This window comes from Candidatus Poriferisocius sp. (assembly GCF_965202595.1).
GTDB lineage: Bacteria > Actinomycetota > Acidimicrobiia > Acidimicrobiales > Bin134 > Poriferisocius.
The window spans coordinates 2,783,511-2,797,871 of the sequence record NZ_OZ241836.1 but is presented as its reverse complement, the minus strand read 5'-3'; the positions used below and the strand labels follow the sequence as shown (position 1 = coordinate 2,797,871).

General features: G+C 64.6%; 12 protein-coding genes. 5 read left to right on the top strand and 7 right to left on the bottom strand.

The genetic code is table 11. The annotated features are described in order from the left end of the window. Positions 1 to 81: 81 nt before the first annotated feature. Positions 82 to 345 carry a WhiB family transcriptional regulator gene (locus ACOGXC_RS12585; protein ID WP_419918521.1) on the top strand — a complete coding sequence of 88 codons (264 nt, stop codon included), beginning with the start codon at positions 82 to 84 and terminating at the stop codon, positions 343 to 345. Between the two features lie 93 nt (positions 346 to 438). Here the strand turns inward: ACOGXC_RS12585 and selB are convergent, their stop codons facing one another. The 4 genes from selB to ACOGXC_RS12565 form a co-directional block, all read right to left on the bottom strand. Next, positions 439 to 2,166: a selenocysteine-specific translation elongation factor gene (gene selB, locus ACOGXC_RS12580; protein ID WP_419918520.1), complete on the bottom strand. Its 1,728-nt coding sequence runs from the start codon at positions 2,164 to 2,166 to the stop codon at positions 439 to 441. Continuing rightward, a complete protein-coding gene (gene selA, locus ACOGXC_RS12575) occupies positions 2,163 to 3,434 on the bottom strand; it encodes an L-seryl-tRNA(Sec) selenium transferase (RefSeq protein ID WP_419918519.1) in 1,272 nt (423 codons plus the stop codon). Before selA ends, selB begins: the two co-directional genes overlap by 4 nt. A 101-nt stretch (positions 3,435 to 3,535) precedes the next feature. Continuing rightward, positions 3,536 to 3,964 (bottom strand): FxsA family protein, encoded by a 429-nt coding sequence (locus ACOGXC_RS12570; RefSeq protein WP_419918518.1) that lies wholly within the window; start codon positions 3,962 to 3,964, stop codon positions 3,536 to 3,538. A gap of 23 nt (positions 3,965 to 3,987) precedes the next feature. Then, the gene (locus ACOGXC_RS12565) at positions 3,988 to 5,178 is read right to left on the bottom strand and encodes an Mrp/NBP35 family ATP-binding protein (RefSeq protein WP_419918517.1); all 1,191 of its coding nucleotides are present in this window, start codon (positions 5,176 to 5,178) and stop codon (positions 3,988 to 3,990) included. 230 nt (positions 5,179 to 5,408) lie between these two features. Here ACOGXC_RS12565 and ACOGXC_RS12560 point away from each other — a divergent pair, with 230 nt between their 5' ends. Next, the gene (locus ACOGXC_RS12560) at positions 5,409 to 5,735 is read left to right on the top strand and encodes a HesB/IscA family protein (RefSeq protein WP_419918516.1); all 327 of its coding nucleotides are present in this window, start codon (positions 5,409 to 5,411) and stop codon (positions 5,733 to 5,735) included. A gap of 25 nt (positions 5,736 to 5,760) precedes the next feature. Further along, entirely contained in the window at positions 5,761 to 7,374 is a 1,614-nt protein-coding gene (locus ACOGXC_RS12555; RefSeq protein ID WP_419918515.1) for a 2Fe-2S iron-sulfur cluster-binding protein, read from the top strand. Here ACOGXC_RS12555 and ACOGXC_RS12550 read toward each other — a convergent pair. After that, positions 7,356 to 10,052, bottom strand: coding sequence for a bifunctional [glutamine synthetase] adenylyltransferase/[glutamine synthetase]-adenylyl-L-tyrosine phosphorylase (locus ACOGXC_RS12550; RefSeq protein WP_419918514.1), 2,697 nt, complete (start codon positions 10,050 to 10,052; stop codon positions 7,356 to 7,358). The genes ACOGXC_RS12555 and ACOGXC_RS12550 overlap by 19 nt on opposite strands. 108 nt (positions 10,053 to 10,160) lie before the next feature. Between ACOGXC_RS12550 and ACOGXC_RS12545 the strand changes: the two genes are divergently transcribed. Continuing rightward, a complete protein-coding gene (locus ACOGXC_RS12545; RefSeq protein WP_419918513.1) occupies positions 10,161 to 10,514 on the top strand; it encodes a RidA family protein in 354 nt (117 codons plus the stop codon). A gap of 33 nt (positions 10,515 to 10,547) precedes the next feature. On the opposite strand, the gene ACOGXC_RS12540 is transcribed toward ACOGXC_RS12545, so the two are convergent. Beyond that, the gene (locus ACOGXC_RS12540; protein WP_419918512.1) at positions 10,548 to 11,213 is read right to left on the bottom strand and encodes a winged helix-turn-helix domain-containing protein; all 666 of its coding nucleotides are present in this window, start codon (positions 11,211 to 11,213) and stop codon (positions 10,548 to 10,550) included. Positions 11,214 to 11,293: 80 nt separating this feature from the next. Further along, positions 11,294 to 12,628, bottom strand: a complete 1,335-nt coding sequence (locus ACOGXC_RS12535) for a glutamine synthetase family protein (RefSeq protein WP_419918511.1) — start codon at positions 12,626 to 12,628, stop codon at positions 11,294 to 11,296. Between the two features lie 209 nt (positions 12,629 to 12,837). On the opposite strand from ACOGXC_RS12535, the gene glnA reads away from it, so the two are divergent. Further along, entirely contained in the window at positions 12,838 to 14,262 is a 1,425-nt protein-coding gene (gene glnA, locus ACOGXC_RS12530; RefSeq protein ID WP_419918510.1) for a type I glutamate--ammonia ligase, read from the top strand. Positions 14,263 to 14,361 lie beyond the last annotated feature (99 nt).

The following is a 14,361-nucleotide window of genomic DNA, read 5'->3' as shown; positions in this document are numbered from 1 at the left end:
CACCGGCGCACCATGCGTGGGCGAGCTTCATTTTGTGTTCGGGAATAGTCGCCTCTAAAGTCCGGCTAAAGGGGGTAAGAAGTGAGTGCTGTCACCAGTGAGAGAGCTTGGCAAGTGAAGGCAGCTTGCCGGGGGCCGCAGGCCGTGGTCTTCTTCCCACCCCCGTCCTTCGAACGCAAGCAGGACAAGCTCGAGCGGGAAGGACGGGCCAAGGCGATCTGCCGGCAATGCAGCGTCATTGACGAATGCCGCGACTACGCCTTGAGAATCCACGAGCAGCACGGCATCTGGGGTGGCCTCAACGAGTTGGAGCGCCGCGAGATTCTCGATACATATCGCAACTGATTCCGGGATCCTCAAACCACCTGGGGGCAGAACCGGTCACATCCCGGGATCCTCAAACCACCTGGGGGCAGAACCGGTCACATCCCGGGATCCTCAAACCTCTGGCAGGCGGGGCCCTGCGATTCGTACATCTCCTCGACGGCGGGTGAAGCCATTGCCGTCCAGCCAGGCCAGTAGCGGGAGGGCGTACTTGCGGGTGGTTCTCAGGCGTTCCCGCACCTCCGCCACGGTGACTCCGGCGGGCTGGGCCGCCAGCATCTCGGCCAGCACCGATTGCGCAGTGTCCAGCGCCGCCGCGGAAAAGAACACTCCGTCCTGTTCCACCACCAACCCCCGCTTCACCAACTCCCGTACTTCGCTACGGGCCACACCCTCGGACTCGGGGTCGGGTGGGGTGAACGGAGCCGATTCCAGCGCGGCGGTGTACCGGTGGCTCTCGAACAAATCCGACCGGCCGGCGAGCCGGACTCTGCCCCCCTCAATCGTTAGGCCCTCCAACCGGGTCAGCAGCGCTCTGTCCCGCTCGCTGAGCCCGGCAACGTTCAGTCCCAGGGCCCCGGCGCTGTCCACCGCACCTCGCAATCGAGCTTCGGCATTCTGCATCGCCATAGGATCCACCACCCAGCGACCCACATCCGGGGTTCGCCTCTGACCCGTAAGAAGGGCCAGCCGATCGGTATCCACCCATCCTCGTTCGGCAATCACCCGGTCGATTGACAGGTCGGGCGCGGCCTTGGATGCGGGCAGTACCGGGTCTACATCGAGGACGGTTCCACCACCGGTGGTCTCGGCTCGACCGCTTTCTCTCAGAATGAACCGGTCGCCGGGCAGCAGGGGCAATCGGCGGGGGAGGTGAAGCCGGACCCACCCGGTTTCCCCCGGAGACAGCGCTTCCGGCCCGAGGATGCGCATTCTGATCGGCAATTCGCACGCTCCCACGTACACCACATGCGCTCCCCGCCGGGAAACCTTGTGGTCCAGGGAGTCAAGAACCGTCAGGGAAGCATCCAGCCGGTTGGTCAGGTGCCACTGTCCCGCTCTTACCAGGACATCACCGCGGGCAACCTCTTGATGGTTGATACCCGAGAGATTCACCGCCACCCGGTTGCCCGGTCCTATCTTCGTTCGCGATTCGTGGTGGCTCTGAAGGGCCCTTACCCGCACCGTTGTTGCCGGCGGCAGCAGTTCCAGCTCGTCATCCACTCGGATTTGCCCGCCGGTCAGCGTGCCGGTTACCACCGTGCCCGCGCCCCGAGCGGCAAACGCCCGGTCGATCCATAGCCGGGGCCGGTGCTGGTCGGCAGCCGCCGGGGTCCGATCAACCAGATCATCCAACCCGGCTCGCAAATCATCCAGACCCATACCATCCACCACATCGGTCCCCACCACGGGCGCGCCGGCCAGAAACGTGCCCTCCACCCGCTCCTCCGTTTCCATCCGGGCCAGCGCGGCGATGTCGCCATCGCACAATCCCATCTTGGTGAGGACGACCAACCCATGAGACACCCCGAGGAGTTCGAGAATGCGGAGATGTTCCTCCGACTGTGGCATCCATCCCTCGTTGGCCGCCACCACGAACAGGCAAGCATCCACTGCGCCGACTCCCGCCAGCATGTTCCTGATGAACCTCTCGTGGCCGGGCACGTCGATGATCGACACCGACCGCCCCGAGGGAAGCCGGGCTGAGCCGAACCCCAAGTCGATGGTCAGGCCTCGGGCCTTCTCCTCGGCGAACCTGTCGGGATCCACTCCGGTTAGCGCTTCCACCAGGGTGGACTTCCCATGGTCCACATGCCCGGCGGTGGAGATGGTGGTGCTCATCCGAGAGCTTTGAGAGCACCGGCCACGAGTTGATCATCGCCGGGGGCCACGGTCCTGAGGTCGAGCCAGGTACGGCCGTCGCTCACTCGGGCGATGATCGGCGGTGTTCCGGTTCGCAACGCTGCCGAGTGATCGCCGGCCAGCATCACACCGAACGAGTCGATCTCGGCCCCGGGCAGCGTGCCGCCCCCCGGCACCGACGCCATTGCCGCCACCTCGCCCACCTTGGCCCCGGTTACCAACGCTCGGGCTCGGTCCTCCAGTTCGCCGGTGCTCAGCAACGCCATTCTCCAGAACTCGATGGCCTGCCCGTCTCGGTGCAGGTAGGACAACGCCACTTGTTGGAGCGCGTTCAGCACCAGGCTGCCCGGTCTCAGCGCTCGGGCCAGCGGATGTTGGGCGCACTGTTTCACCAGATCGGCTTGTCCCGCGATGATTCCGGCTTGAGGCCCACCGAACAGCTTGTCGCCCGAGAAGGTAACCAGGGCGGCGCCGTCGGCCAGGCTCTGGCGAGCGGCGGGTTCGCCGGCCAGCCAATCCGGGGGACCGGTGCTGATCCACGGGCAGGCTGCATCCACCAGGCCGGAGCCGATATCCGCCACCACCGGGACGCTCAGGGAGGCCATATCGGCCATGGCCACATGCTCGGTGAACCCCACGATGCGGTAGTTGGACTGGTGCACCTTGAGAGCCAGAGCGGTGTGGTTGTCCGGATTCCTCACTGCTGAGGCGAAGTCGGTCAGACGGGTGCGGTTGGTGGTGCCCACTTCCACCAGCCGAGCTCCGGATTGCTCCATTACCTCTGGAACCCGGAACCCGCCGCCGATCTCCACCAGTTCCCCCCGGGACACCGCTACCCCCCGACCGGTGGCCAAGGCTGCGAGCACCAGTAGCACCGCTGACGCTCCGTTGTTGACCACGATGGCATCCTCGGCACCGCACAGCCGGGCCAGCAACCGGGCCGCGTGGGCGTGCCGGGATCCTCGCCGACCCGAGGACAGGTCCAACTCCAGATTGGAGTATGCAGCATCGGCGGCGAACGCCACCGGTGCTCGCCCCAGGTTGGTGTGCAGCAAAACCCCGGTGGCATTCACCACCGGTTGCAGCAGCGCTCGGGCCATGGTGTGGGCGTTGGACCGGGCCTGCTCGAGAGCGTCCTCGCAGTGGCCATCGGCAATAGCCGCCCGGGCCGCGTCCACCAGCAGCGGATGGGGTAGCCCGGTATCCACCAACGACCGAGCCAGGGTGTCCACCGACGGGGGTCTCACCCCAGCCAGCGTATGGTTTCATCAGCCCATCAGTCACTCCTGGGAACGGGAAAGCCCGGGGGACCCTCCACCGCTTAAACCAGGTTGGCCTCGGTGGTGGTTTATTCGATGTCGGCGATGTCGGTGTTGTGGATTGTTCCCGAGCCGGGTCCGGGGCCTTGGTGGTGGGTCACCCGGTGCCGGAAGCGGCGGATCAGGATCGGGCGGATCATCGCCCGGGTCGGTGGGAACAGCAGTAGTAGGCCAAAGCCGTCGGTAACGAATCCGGGGGTTAGCATGAGCGCGCCGGCCAGCAGAACCAGTGCCCCGTCCACCAACTCCCGACCCGGCATCCGGCCCTCCTGGAGCTTGCTCCGCACCCGCCACAGCACGGCTGTTCCCTGAGCCTTGACCATCCATGCGCCCACGATGCTCACCAGAAGCAGCAGACCGATTGTCTCCGGTGTCCCGATGCTGCGGGCCGTTTCCACAATGACGTACAGCTCCACCAGCGGCACCGCAATGAATATGAGTACCAACCAGACGAGCATGAGTGGACTCCTCGGCCGTATCCTTACGAGGAGACGAGGTCGAGATCGGCCAAAGCCTTTTCCGCGGTCTCGAGCATTCGCGCCGTGCAACCGGCCATGTCCACGGGAGGAACCTCTTCCAGCAGGCGGTCGGTGATGGCCCGGAATGCATCGGCCGCCCGGTTGGGAGTGTCCCCCAGCACCACGGGTGCTCCCTCGTCACCCCCGGTTGCCACCGAGCCGTCTATGGGCACCGAGCCGAGTAGGGGTACATCCAGTTCATCGGCGAGTTCCTGCCCTCCCCCGTGGCCGAAGATGGGGTACGACTCCCCGTCGGGGGTCACGAATGCGCTCATGTTCTCGATCACCCCCGCGATCCGGAGATAGTTTGATCGGCCCATGGATGCCACCCGGGTGGCCACCTTCTGGGCGCTGCGGGAGGGGGTGGTCACCACCACCATCTCGGCCTGGGGAAGCCGCTTGGCTATGCCCATCTGCACATCTCCGGTGCCCGGCGGCATGTCGATCAGCAGGTAGTCCATCGGGCCCCAGCGCACATCCTCCATAAAATGCTGGACGGCCCGGTTCAACATGAGCCCCCGCCACATCAGAGCGGTTTCCTCCCGGTCCACCAGGAACCCCATCGACACCACCTCGAGGGTGCCCTGGCCCACCTTTTTCTGGTTGGGGATGATCTTCTTCTCGTTCTCGGCCCCGGCCAGGCGGCCGTTCACCCCCAGCATCCTGGGTACCGAGTAGCCCCAGATGTCGGCATCCATCACCCCGACCCGCATGCCCCGCTGGGCCAGTTCGGTAGCCAGGTTCACCGTTACCGTGGATTTGCCCACCCCACCCTTACCCGATGCCACCATCACAACCCTGGTGGTGGCGGAAATGGCGGTGTCAGGAGCGTTCTGGGCCACGTTGAACCGGGCTTTGGCCATGGCCGCCGCCTTTTCCTCCTGGGTCAGCTCGCTCCAATGGATCTTGACTTTTTTCACGCCCGGCAACCCGCCCACCCGGCTGCGGACCTCTCGCTGGATCTGGGCCCGCAGCGGGCATCCGGACGTGGTGAGCGCCACCGTGACCTCGACTTGGCCGTCGGGATTGACAATGGCACCTCGAGCCATGCCCAGATCAACGATGTCGCTACCCAGCTCGGGGTCGATCACCCCCCGAAGCACGCCCATCACGTCACCGGAGCTCGGCAGCACCGGAGCAGGGTCATTGCTCATGGTCTCACGGGCCGGCATGCGGGCCATGGCCAGACGGAGGTCGGCAGCACCGGAGCCGGGTCATTGCTCATCCCAGCCATCCTATCGGGTGTGCATGTCCCTCAAACCCGTGGGTGGGATGATTGCGACTCATTCAATGCGCTCAGAACGTCAAGTGTGTATGTTCCCCAAACTCGCGGGTACAATGATGTTGATAAAAGGTTCCGGGTGGGAAGATCGGGGAAAAGCTTGTGATCACACTTACTGACTCAGCAACCAGCAAGGTCGAGGCCTTGGTGCGTCAGGAACAGGCCGACGACGAGGAGCTGGCCCTTCGGGTGGCGGTGCGTCCAGGTGGTTGTTCGGGGTTCAGTTACGAGATGTACTTCGACGCCGATGTTGGCGCTGAAGACCGGGAGGTTCTCTTCGGTGAGGTCAAGGTGGTGGTGGACTCCTCCAGCGCGGCTCTACTGGAGGGAGCGGTCCTGGATTACAAGGACGGCCTGACCGACGCGGGATTCTCCATCACCAACCCCAACGCCCAGCGAACCTGCGGTTGCGGCCAGAGCTTCAGTTGAGGGTTTGCCGCCGATGGCGGCCGCTATGGAGTTCACCGTAGACGGTCGTCCGGTTGAGATCCCCGACGATGGTGCCTCCCTCATGGAGGTGCTGCGTGACCGGCTGGGCATAAGCTCGGTTAAAGATGGGTGCAGCCCCCAGGGTCAGTGCGGCTGTTGCACCGTGTGGGTGGATGGTCAACCCCGAGTGTCGTGTGTCACCCCGGCCCGCCGGGTGGCCGGTCGTGTCATCACCACTCTGGACGGGCTGAGCTCGGAGATCCGGGATGCCTGGAGTGGGGCATTCTGTGCTGCTGGTGCCAGCCAATGCGGGTTTTGCACTCCCGGCATCATAATGCGCCTTTCCGGTCTCGAAACTCGCGCCGGAGGCGAGCAGTCTAGGTCGAAAGCCGCTTCGGCTCTGGCTGCCCATCTGTGCCGCTGCACTGGATGGCAAACCATTCTGGAGGCCTGGGAGGCTTACGGTACGGCTGATTGTGGTGAGCGGGATCTGGTTGTTGCGGCTCGCAGTGGTGAGCGGGATCTGGTTGCTGCGGCTGATTGTGGTGAGCGGGATCTGGTTGCTGCGGCCCATAGAGCTGAGATCGAAGGTGGCTGGCCCCAGGCGGTGGGGTCGGCGGTGGCTCTGGGAGAGGGAGGTTTTGCGGCCGACACAGCGCCGGCCGGAGCGCTGGTGGCGCTGCCCGACGGCCGGGGCGGCTGGGCCCTGGGGGAAACAATGGTCGAGGCTCGGGCGGGGGCCGGGAAGGTGCAGGGTCGGCGCACCCCGGTTGAGTCACCCATGCCCTTGACATTTCCCGAAGGGGACTGGGCGGTGCGACTCAGAACCTCGTGGGTGGATCCGGCCTACCTGGAGACTGATGCTTCATGGTGCGAGCCGGGTGGTGAACCGGCCACCCCGCTGGCCAACGGTGGTGCTTTCGGTGGCAAGCTCATGTCGCCGTTGCCCGAGGTTGCCCGGAGGTTGGCCAACGAGTCGGGCCGACCGGTGAGGGTGTTGTGGTCTCGCGAGGACAGCGTGCGGCACGGTCCCAAGCGCCCACCGGTTGCCATCGGCATGAATCCCGAGCGCCGCGGGGTAATCCGGGTGGCGCGCACCCCTGGAGTGGCCGGCGCGATCACCGCCGTTGCCCCTGGTTTGGTGGTGGAGGAAGTGGATATCGCCGGGCCTCCCACCTCGGTTGCCATCCGGGGGGCCGGCTGGGTCGAGGCTCTGGTGGCGCTGAGTGCGCTGGATGGTGGGATCCAACCGGTGGTTGCCCCCGGCGGGGGCTCGGCCCGGGCCGAGTGGGGACCGGAGGGGTTGCGGATTTGGGTGGATTGCGGTGATCCACTGGATGAGGTTGTGCTGCGCTCCTACTGCATCGGCGCAGCTCACATGGCCTATAGCTGGGTGACCTCCGAATCGTTGACGGTTGATCCCACCGGCGAGGTGCATGACCTCACCATGCGCTCGTTCGGCATCGTGCCCGCGTCCCGGATGCCCCCGGTGGAGGTGGAGATCAATCCTTGCGATGGTCCACCCGTGGGTTGCTCCGATGCGGTGTTCGCGGCCGTGGCCGCCGCCACCTGGCGGGCTGCCGGCCATCCCCCCGACTGGCCCACCGGCCCGCTGCCCGATCACTTCGTTTCGTTGTAGAACAGCCGATTGGTTACTTCGCGGACTGCTTCGGTGATCTCGCGGTAATCGGCTTCGAGTTCCCGGCTGTTGGGGTAGCCCAGCCTTCTGGCCAGCAGGAGTTGCTCGTGGTCGTCGCTGGGCAACTGGTCTGAAGCCAGCCCGGAAAGGTGATAGCGGGCATTGCGGAACCTCTGGCAGAAGCGGTAACCCACGTCCAGGGTGGCCCGATCACCTATATCCACGAGGTCATTCCTCGACAGCTCGGCCAGCACGGCCAGGGTGCGGTTGTCCCTGATCGAAGGTTGCTCGAAACCGTGCTGGAGCTGTAGGAGCTGCACGGTGAACTCGATATCGCTGAGCCCACCGGCCCCGAGCTTCACGTCGAGCGCCTTGCTGCCGGTGCCCAACCGTTCGGCCTCGATGCGGCGCTTCATTGCCCTGATCTCGCCGGCCTCGGCCTCGCTGAAGTCGGGCTGGTAGCACCAAGTATCGGCCAGCACCATAAATCGTCGCCCCAGGTCGGTGTCCCCGGCCACGAAGCGCCGCTTGAGCAGGGATTGACGCTCCCAGAGCTGGCCCCGCTCGGCGTAGTAGCGCTGGTACCCTTCCAGCGATCGGGCGAGCTGACCGCTCTCCCCCTCGGGGCGCAGCCGGGCGTCGATCTCCCAAGCCCGGCCCTCGGCCGTTTGGGCCCCGATTTGCTGGAGAAGACCCCGGGCCGTTCGGACCGCGGCTCGGGCCTCGTCAGCGGTGGTGCCCTCGTACACGAAGATCACATCCAGATCGGATGCATAAGACAGATCCAGACCGCCGTAGCGTCCCATTCCGATGACCGCGAAGGGCACCTCGGGGGCCAGCACTTCGATGGCAGCCGCCACTGCGGCGTCGGCCACCGTGGTCAGCTCCTCGGGGATCTCGATGATCGAGGCCAGACCCAGGATGTCCCGGGCCGCCACCCGCAACTGCTCGCGCCGGACGAACCGGCGCAACTCCGCCATCTGCATGCCCTGGTCCTCCCCGCACGAGATCACCGCTTCGATGGCTTCGCCGGCCAGGGTGGCCGCGGCCCGGGGTTCGGCCAGTTCTGCGGGATTTATCAGCGAGCGGGCGAACTCCGGGTGGTTGCGCATCCAACCGGCGGCCACCCGGCTGGATCCCAGCAGGCGGGCTATGTCGCTGATGGCGATGGGGGAGTCCCGGAGTACGGGAAGGATGGCACCTATCCGGTAGGAGCCGTCCAGCAACCATGCCAGGCGGACGAGCCCGAGATCGGGATCCGGCGTGGTCGCCAGCGCTTCCACCATTATGACCAGAACCTGCTGCATAACGTTGGCCCGCCGGCCCAGGTTCTCGGTAAGGCGCTCTATGGTGGCCGCGGCCCGGTCGGGATCGGCGAAACCCAGTTGTCGTAGCCGATCGGGAAGCAATTCGCTGACCAACCCGGTCTCATGAATCCGGTCCAGGGTCTTGCGGTAGAAGATCCGCTGATGGATCTCCCGAACCGATGCCTGGTAGCGGGAGTGGGAGGCCTCGAAGTCGGCCAGGTTCTCGAACCCGACTGCTCTGGCGACCCACTCCTGGTCGGCTTCGGCGGTGGGAAGCTCGTGGGTCTGGCGCTCGTCGCGGAGCTGCAATCTGTGTTCCACCGTGCGCAAGTGGATGTAGGCCGTGGTGAAGTGGACGGCATCGGACTGATCGATGTACTCACCCCAACTGAGCTGCCGCAGAGCGGTGAGGGTGTTGGGGGAGCGGATGGTGGGGTCGGCACCACCGTGAACCATTTGCAGGAGCTGCACGGTGAACTCGATGTCTCGCAGGCCGCCGGGTCCTTTCTTGATCTCCCGGCCCCCCTTGAGCTTGGCGGAGTCCTCCACTCGCAGCTTCAGAGATCTTACGTGGGGAACGGTGTCAGCCTCCAGGTTCTCGCCCCAAACCCCTGGTTTGATGGCATCGAAGAAGGCATTACCCAACTCGGTGTCGCCGGCCGAAAGCCGGGTTTTGATGTAAGCCTGCCGTTCCCAGGGCACGGCCCAGCGGTCGAAGTAATTCCCGAAGGCTTCCGGGGTCCGGCTGAGGGCTCCGGCCCCTCCCTCGGGACGCAGCTCGATGTCCACCCGGTACACCGCCCCCTCCTTGGTGAAAGCGGTGAGGATTTCCAGCACTTTTCGGGCGCGGCGAGCTGCGGCCGCCGAACTGCCGTCATGCACGAACACGATGTCCACGTCGCTGGCGTAGTTCAGCTCGTTACCCCCCAGCTTGCCCATACCGATGATGGCCAAGGGGGGGCCGTCGCCGGCAATCTGCAACGCCCGGGCCAAGCAGGCGTCGGCCAGGGCCGACAGTTCCCGCCCCACCGCGGCCAGGTCGGCCTCGCCCATGAGGTCACGCAGGGCAATGCGCAGAAGCTGGCGACGCTTCCACCGCCGCAGCCCGTCCAGGTTGCCGGCATCCTCGGGGGCGATCAGCGAGCTCTTTTCGGTGACGAAGTCGGTGGGCGGGTTGAGCACTTCCAGCAGGCTGGGGTCGCGGCGCACCGCCTTGCTCATGCTGCGGGAGGCACCAGACAGTATTGCTGCGGCCCGGGCTTGGCGCTCGTTGGTGATCCCGAGGTCCTCGATGAGCGCTCGGGCCTCCTCGGGCCACGGAGAAGCCGCTATCAGCTCGTCGATGTCCTGGTTCGGGTTCGTGGGGTTCATTGTTCGTGGATGTTCTGGTTCGGGTTCGTGGGGTTCATTGTTCGTGGATGTTCTGGTTCGGGGTTTCGTGCTTCATAGGATCACTCGTGCTTCGTAGGATTGCTGGTTATGAGTATTCCAGTTGGTCCCTACTCTCCCATCGTTCGTGCCGGTGAGTTTCTCATCTGCTCCGGCCAGATCGGCTTGGCCGATGGAATCTTGGTGGCTGGAGGGGTCGTAGCCCAGTTTCGTCAGGCGGTGGCCAACGCCGAAGCGGTTCTGGCCACCGAGGGGGCAACTCTGGCCGATGTGGTGAAAACCACGGTGTTCTTGGTTCACATGGACGATTTCAGCGCCATGAACGAAGCCTATGTCACCTGCTTTGGCGACTCCCGTCCTGCTCGCTCCGCGGTCGGGGTCGCGGCTCTCCCGTTGGGGGCGCTGGTCGAGATCGAACTCTGGGCCTACGATGCCTCGAACTGAAACCGGATTCGTTGAACGTTGAGGGTTCGGGAATCACTGCTCCCAGCGGGAGAGGCCGAAACGGTAACCGACTGAGCGGACGGTGGTGATGAGGCCGGCGTGCTCCTCCCCCAGCTTGGCCCGCAGGCGGCGCACGTGTACATCCACCGTGCGAGCACCGCCGAAGTAGTCGTAGCCCCAAACCCGGTTGAGCAGCGTCTCCCTGGTGAAGACCTTGCCCGGCGAGCCGGCCAGGAACTTGAGTAGTTCGTACTCCATGTAGGTGAGATCGAGGGGTCGGTCGGAAACGGATGCCTGGTAGGTTTCGAGGTTCAGCACCAGCGGCCCGTACTTGATCAGTTCCGGGTGCCGTGCCGTGCCCGACCACCGCACCAGGTGGATGAGCCGGGCCTCCAGCTCCCGCTGATGGAATGGGGTGAGGCAGAAGTCGGTGTAAAGGTCGTCACGCATGTCCAACTCGTCCAGGTGGGTGCCGGAGATCAGCAGCAGCACCGGGATGTCCGGAGCTTGCCGGTTCAGCATCCGGCAGAACCCGAACGTGTCCTCGGGGTTGTCGTCCACCGCAATCACTGCTCCCAACCATCGCCCCTCCGGCGGGCGGCCGCTGCTCACCGCCTTCCAGTTGTAACCGCTCAGGTCCAGCGCTCGCACCAGTTCCGGGGGTGGCGGATCGGGGAAAAGCAGGAGCGACTCGGTCATTGTGGTTGGGGGGTCACCGGGTGCTCAGGCATCATTGTGGTTGGGGGGTCACCAGGTGCTCGGTCATTGTGGTTGGGGTGTCACCAGGTGTTCAGGTAGCGGCGGAGCTCGAAGGGGGTGACCGTTCGACGGTACTCGGCGAACTCGGCTCGCTTGTTGCGCAGGAACCACTCGTGGATGTGCTCGCCCAGCACCTCGACCATGAGCGGGGACTCCTCCATGGCATCCAACGCCTCCGACAGCGACATGGGCAGCTCCTCAAAGCCCTTGGCCCGGGCCTGGCCACTGCTCATGGTGTAAAGGTCGGTGGTCGCTTCGGAGGGCAGCTCGTAACCTTCCTCCACGCCCTTCAACCCCGCGGCCAGCACTGCCGAGAAGGCCAGGTAGGGGTTGGCTGCCGAATCCAGTGCCCGGTACTCCACTCGGGTGGATGTTTCCTTGCCCGGTTTCACCACCGGCACCCGCACCAGTGCGGAACGGTTGTTGCGGGCCCACGACACGAAGGTGGGAGCCTCGTCGCCAACCACCAGTCGCTTGTAGCTGTTCACCAGTTGGTTGGTCACCGCGGTGATTTCCCGGGAGTGGCGCAAAAGTCCGGCGATGAACGACTTGGCCGTTTCCGACAATCCGTAGTCGTCCCCGGCGTCGTGGAACACGTTGACGTCATTCTCGAACAGCGACATGTGGGTGTGCATGCCCGATCCCTGAACACCGTTCAACGGCTTGGGCATGAAGGTGGCGTGCAACCCCCGATCCAGCGCCAGTTTTCGTACCACCAGCCTCAGGGTCATCACGTTGTCGGCCATGCTCAGTGCCTCGGTGTAGCGCAGGTCGATCTCGTGCTGGCTGGGGCTGTCCTCGTGGAACGAGTACTCCACCGGTATGCCCATGGCTTCCAGCATCCCTATGGTGCGCTTGCGCAGCGGGCTGGCCACATCGGCGGTGGTCAGGTCGAAGTACGAGGCGTTGTCCAACGGCACGAGCGGTTGATCGGGGTCGCTGTGGCCGAAGTAGAAGAACTCCACCTCGGGAGCGGTGTAGAATGTGTAGCCCATCTCGGCCGCCCGGGCCAGGTTGCGACGCATTACCCCCCGGGGATCCCCTTCGAACGGGGTGCCGTCGGGGTTGCGGATGTCGCAGAAGATGCGGCCCGAGGGCTCCTCCGGGTCGGCCCAGGGCAACAGCTCGAATGTGGCTGCGTCGGGCACGGCCAGCACATCGCTCTCCTGGACTCGGGAGAATCCGTTTATGGCCGAGCCGTCGAATTGCAGCCCCTCATCGAAGGCATCGGCCAGCTCTGCGGGCGAGATGGCCACCGACTTGAGCTGGCCCAACACATCGGTGAACCAGAGCCGTATGAGCCGCACCCCCCTCTCCTCCACGGTACGAAGCACGTAGTCCTTCTGCGGTTCCATGCCGGGCTACCGGGGGTTTTTGTTGAATGATGATCGAAGTTCCATAGGAGACCGCCAGATTGCCCCACGTTGAGCGTCATGGGCCAGCTCGTGATTAGCCGTTTACATCCTATTCACAAACGAGTAAATCTTTGGAAACTCGTCTACGCGACAATGCGTGGTGTTCTTACCCGTTGTGCAAGAGTAGGAATGGAAAAGGAGGAATTGCAGTGTCAACCCCCCAGGAAGTCATCTCGCTGGCTGCGTCCGAAGGCGCAGAGTTCGTGGACATACGTTTCACCGATGTACCCGGTGTGCAGCACCATTTCTCGATCCCCCTCAGTCAACTGACCGAGTCGGTGTTCGAGGACGGCCTCGGATTCGATGGCTCGTCGGTGAGAGGGTTCCAGACGATCGATGCCTCCGACATGGTCCTGATTCCCGATCCCGACACCGCGTTCTTCGACCCCTTCATGAAGCGGAGAACCCTTGTTCTCCTGGCCGATGTCAAGGATCCGGTCACCGGCGAGATGTACGCCAAGGATCCCCGGGGCGTTGTGCGCCGCGCTCTGGCCTACATGGCCAGCACCGGGATTGCCGATACCGCGTATTTCGGGCCGGAGGCCGAGTTCTTCATCTTTGACAGCGTGGCCTTTCAGAACCAGCCCGACGTGGCCGGTTATCAGATCCGTTCGGCCGAGGGCATCTTCGAGAGCGGACGCTCCTCCATCACCGGTGCGCCCAGCCCCGGCCACCGCATCCCCTACAAGACGGGGTATTTCCCACTGTCACCCATGGACACCTTCCAGGATCTGCGCTCGGAGATGGTGGTGGCCCTGGAGTCGGTGGGTATCCCAATCGAACTTCAGCACCACGAGGTGGGCACCGCGGGCCAGGCCGAGATCGACATGGTGTTCGACGAGATGCTGGTCATGGCCGACAGGGTGCAGCTCTACAAGTACGTGGTGAAGAACGTGGCCCGCGAGCACGGCCACACCGTCACATTCATGCCCAAGCCCATCTACGGTGACAACGGCTCGGGGATGCACACCCACCAGTCGCTGTGGATGGACGGGGAGAGCTTGATGTACGACGAGCGGGGCTATGCCGGCCTGTCCGATCTTGCCCGCTGGTACATCGGGGGTTTGATCCGCCACGCCCCGGCCGTGTTGGCCTTTGCCGCTCCCACCACCAACTCCTACAAGCGGCTGGTGCCCGGCTACGAAGCCCCGGTGAACCTGGCCTACTCCCAGCGGAACCGCTCGGCCGCCATCCGCATCCCGCTGATCTCCGACAGCCCCAAGGCCAAGCGCCTGGAGTTCCGCTGCCCCGATCCCAGCGCCAACCCCTACCTGGCATTCGCGGCCATGCTCATGGCCGGCCTGGATGGTGTCCAGAACCAGATCGACCCCGGCGAGCCGCTGGACAAGAACATCTACGACCTGCCTCCGGAGGAAGCCGCCGGCATTCCCACGGTGCCGGGCTCTTTGAGCGAGGCTCTACGGGCTCTGGAGGATGACCACGATTTTCTGCTGGCCGGCGATGTCTTCAGCACCAGGCTGGTGGAGTCCTACCTGGAGGTCAAGCAGGAGGAGGTGGATGCGGTCAGCCTGCGTCCCCACCCCATCGAGTTCGAGATGTACTACTCCGTGTAGTTGCCGTCCCGTTCGAGATGTACTACTCCGTGTAGCAGCTGTCCCGTTCGAGATGTACTACTCCGTGTAGTTGCCGTCCCGTTCGAGATGTACTACTCC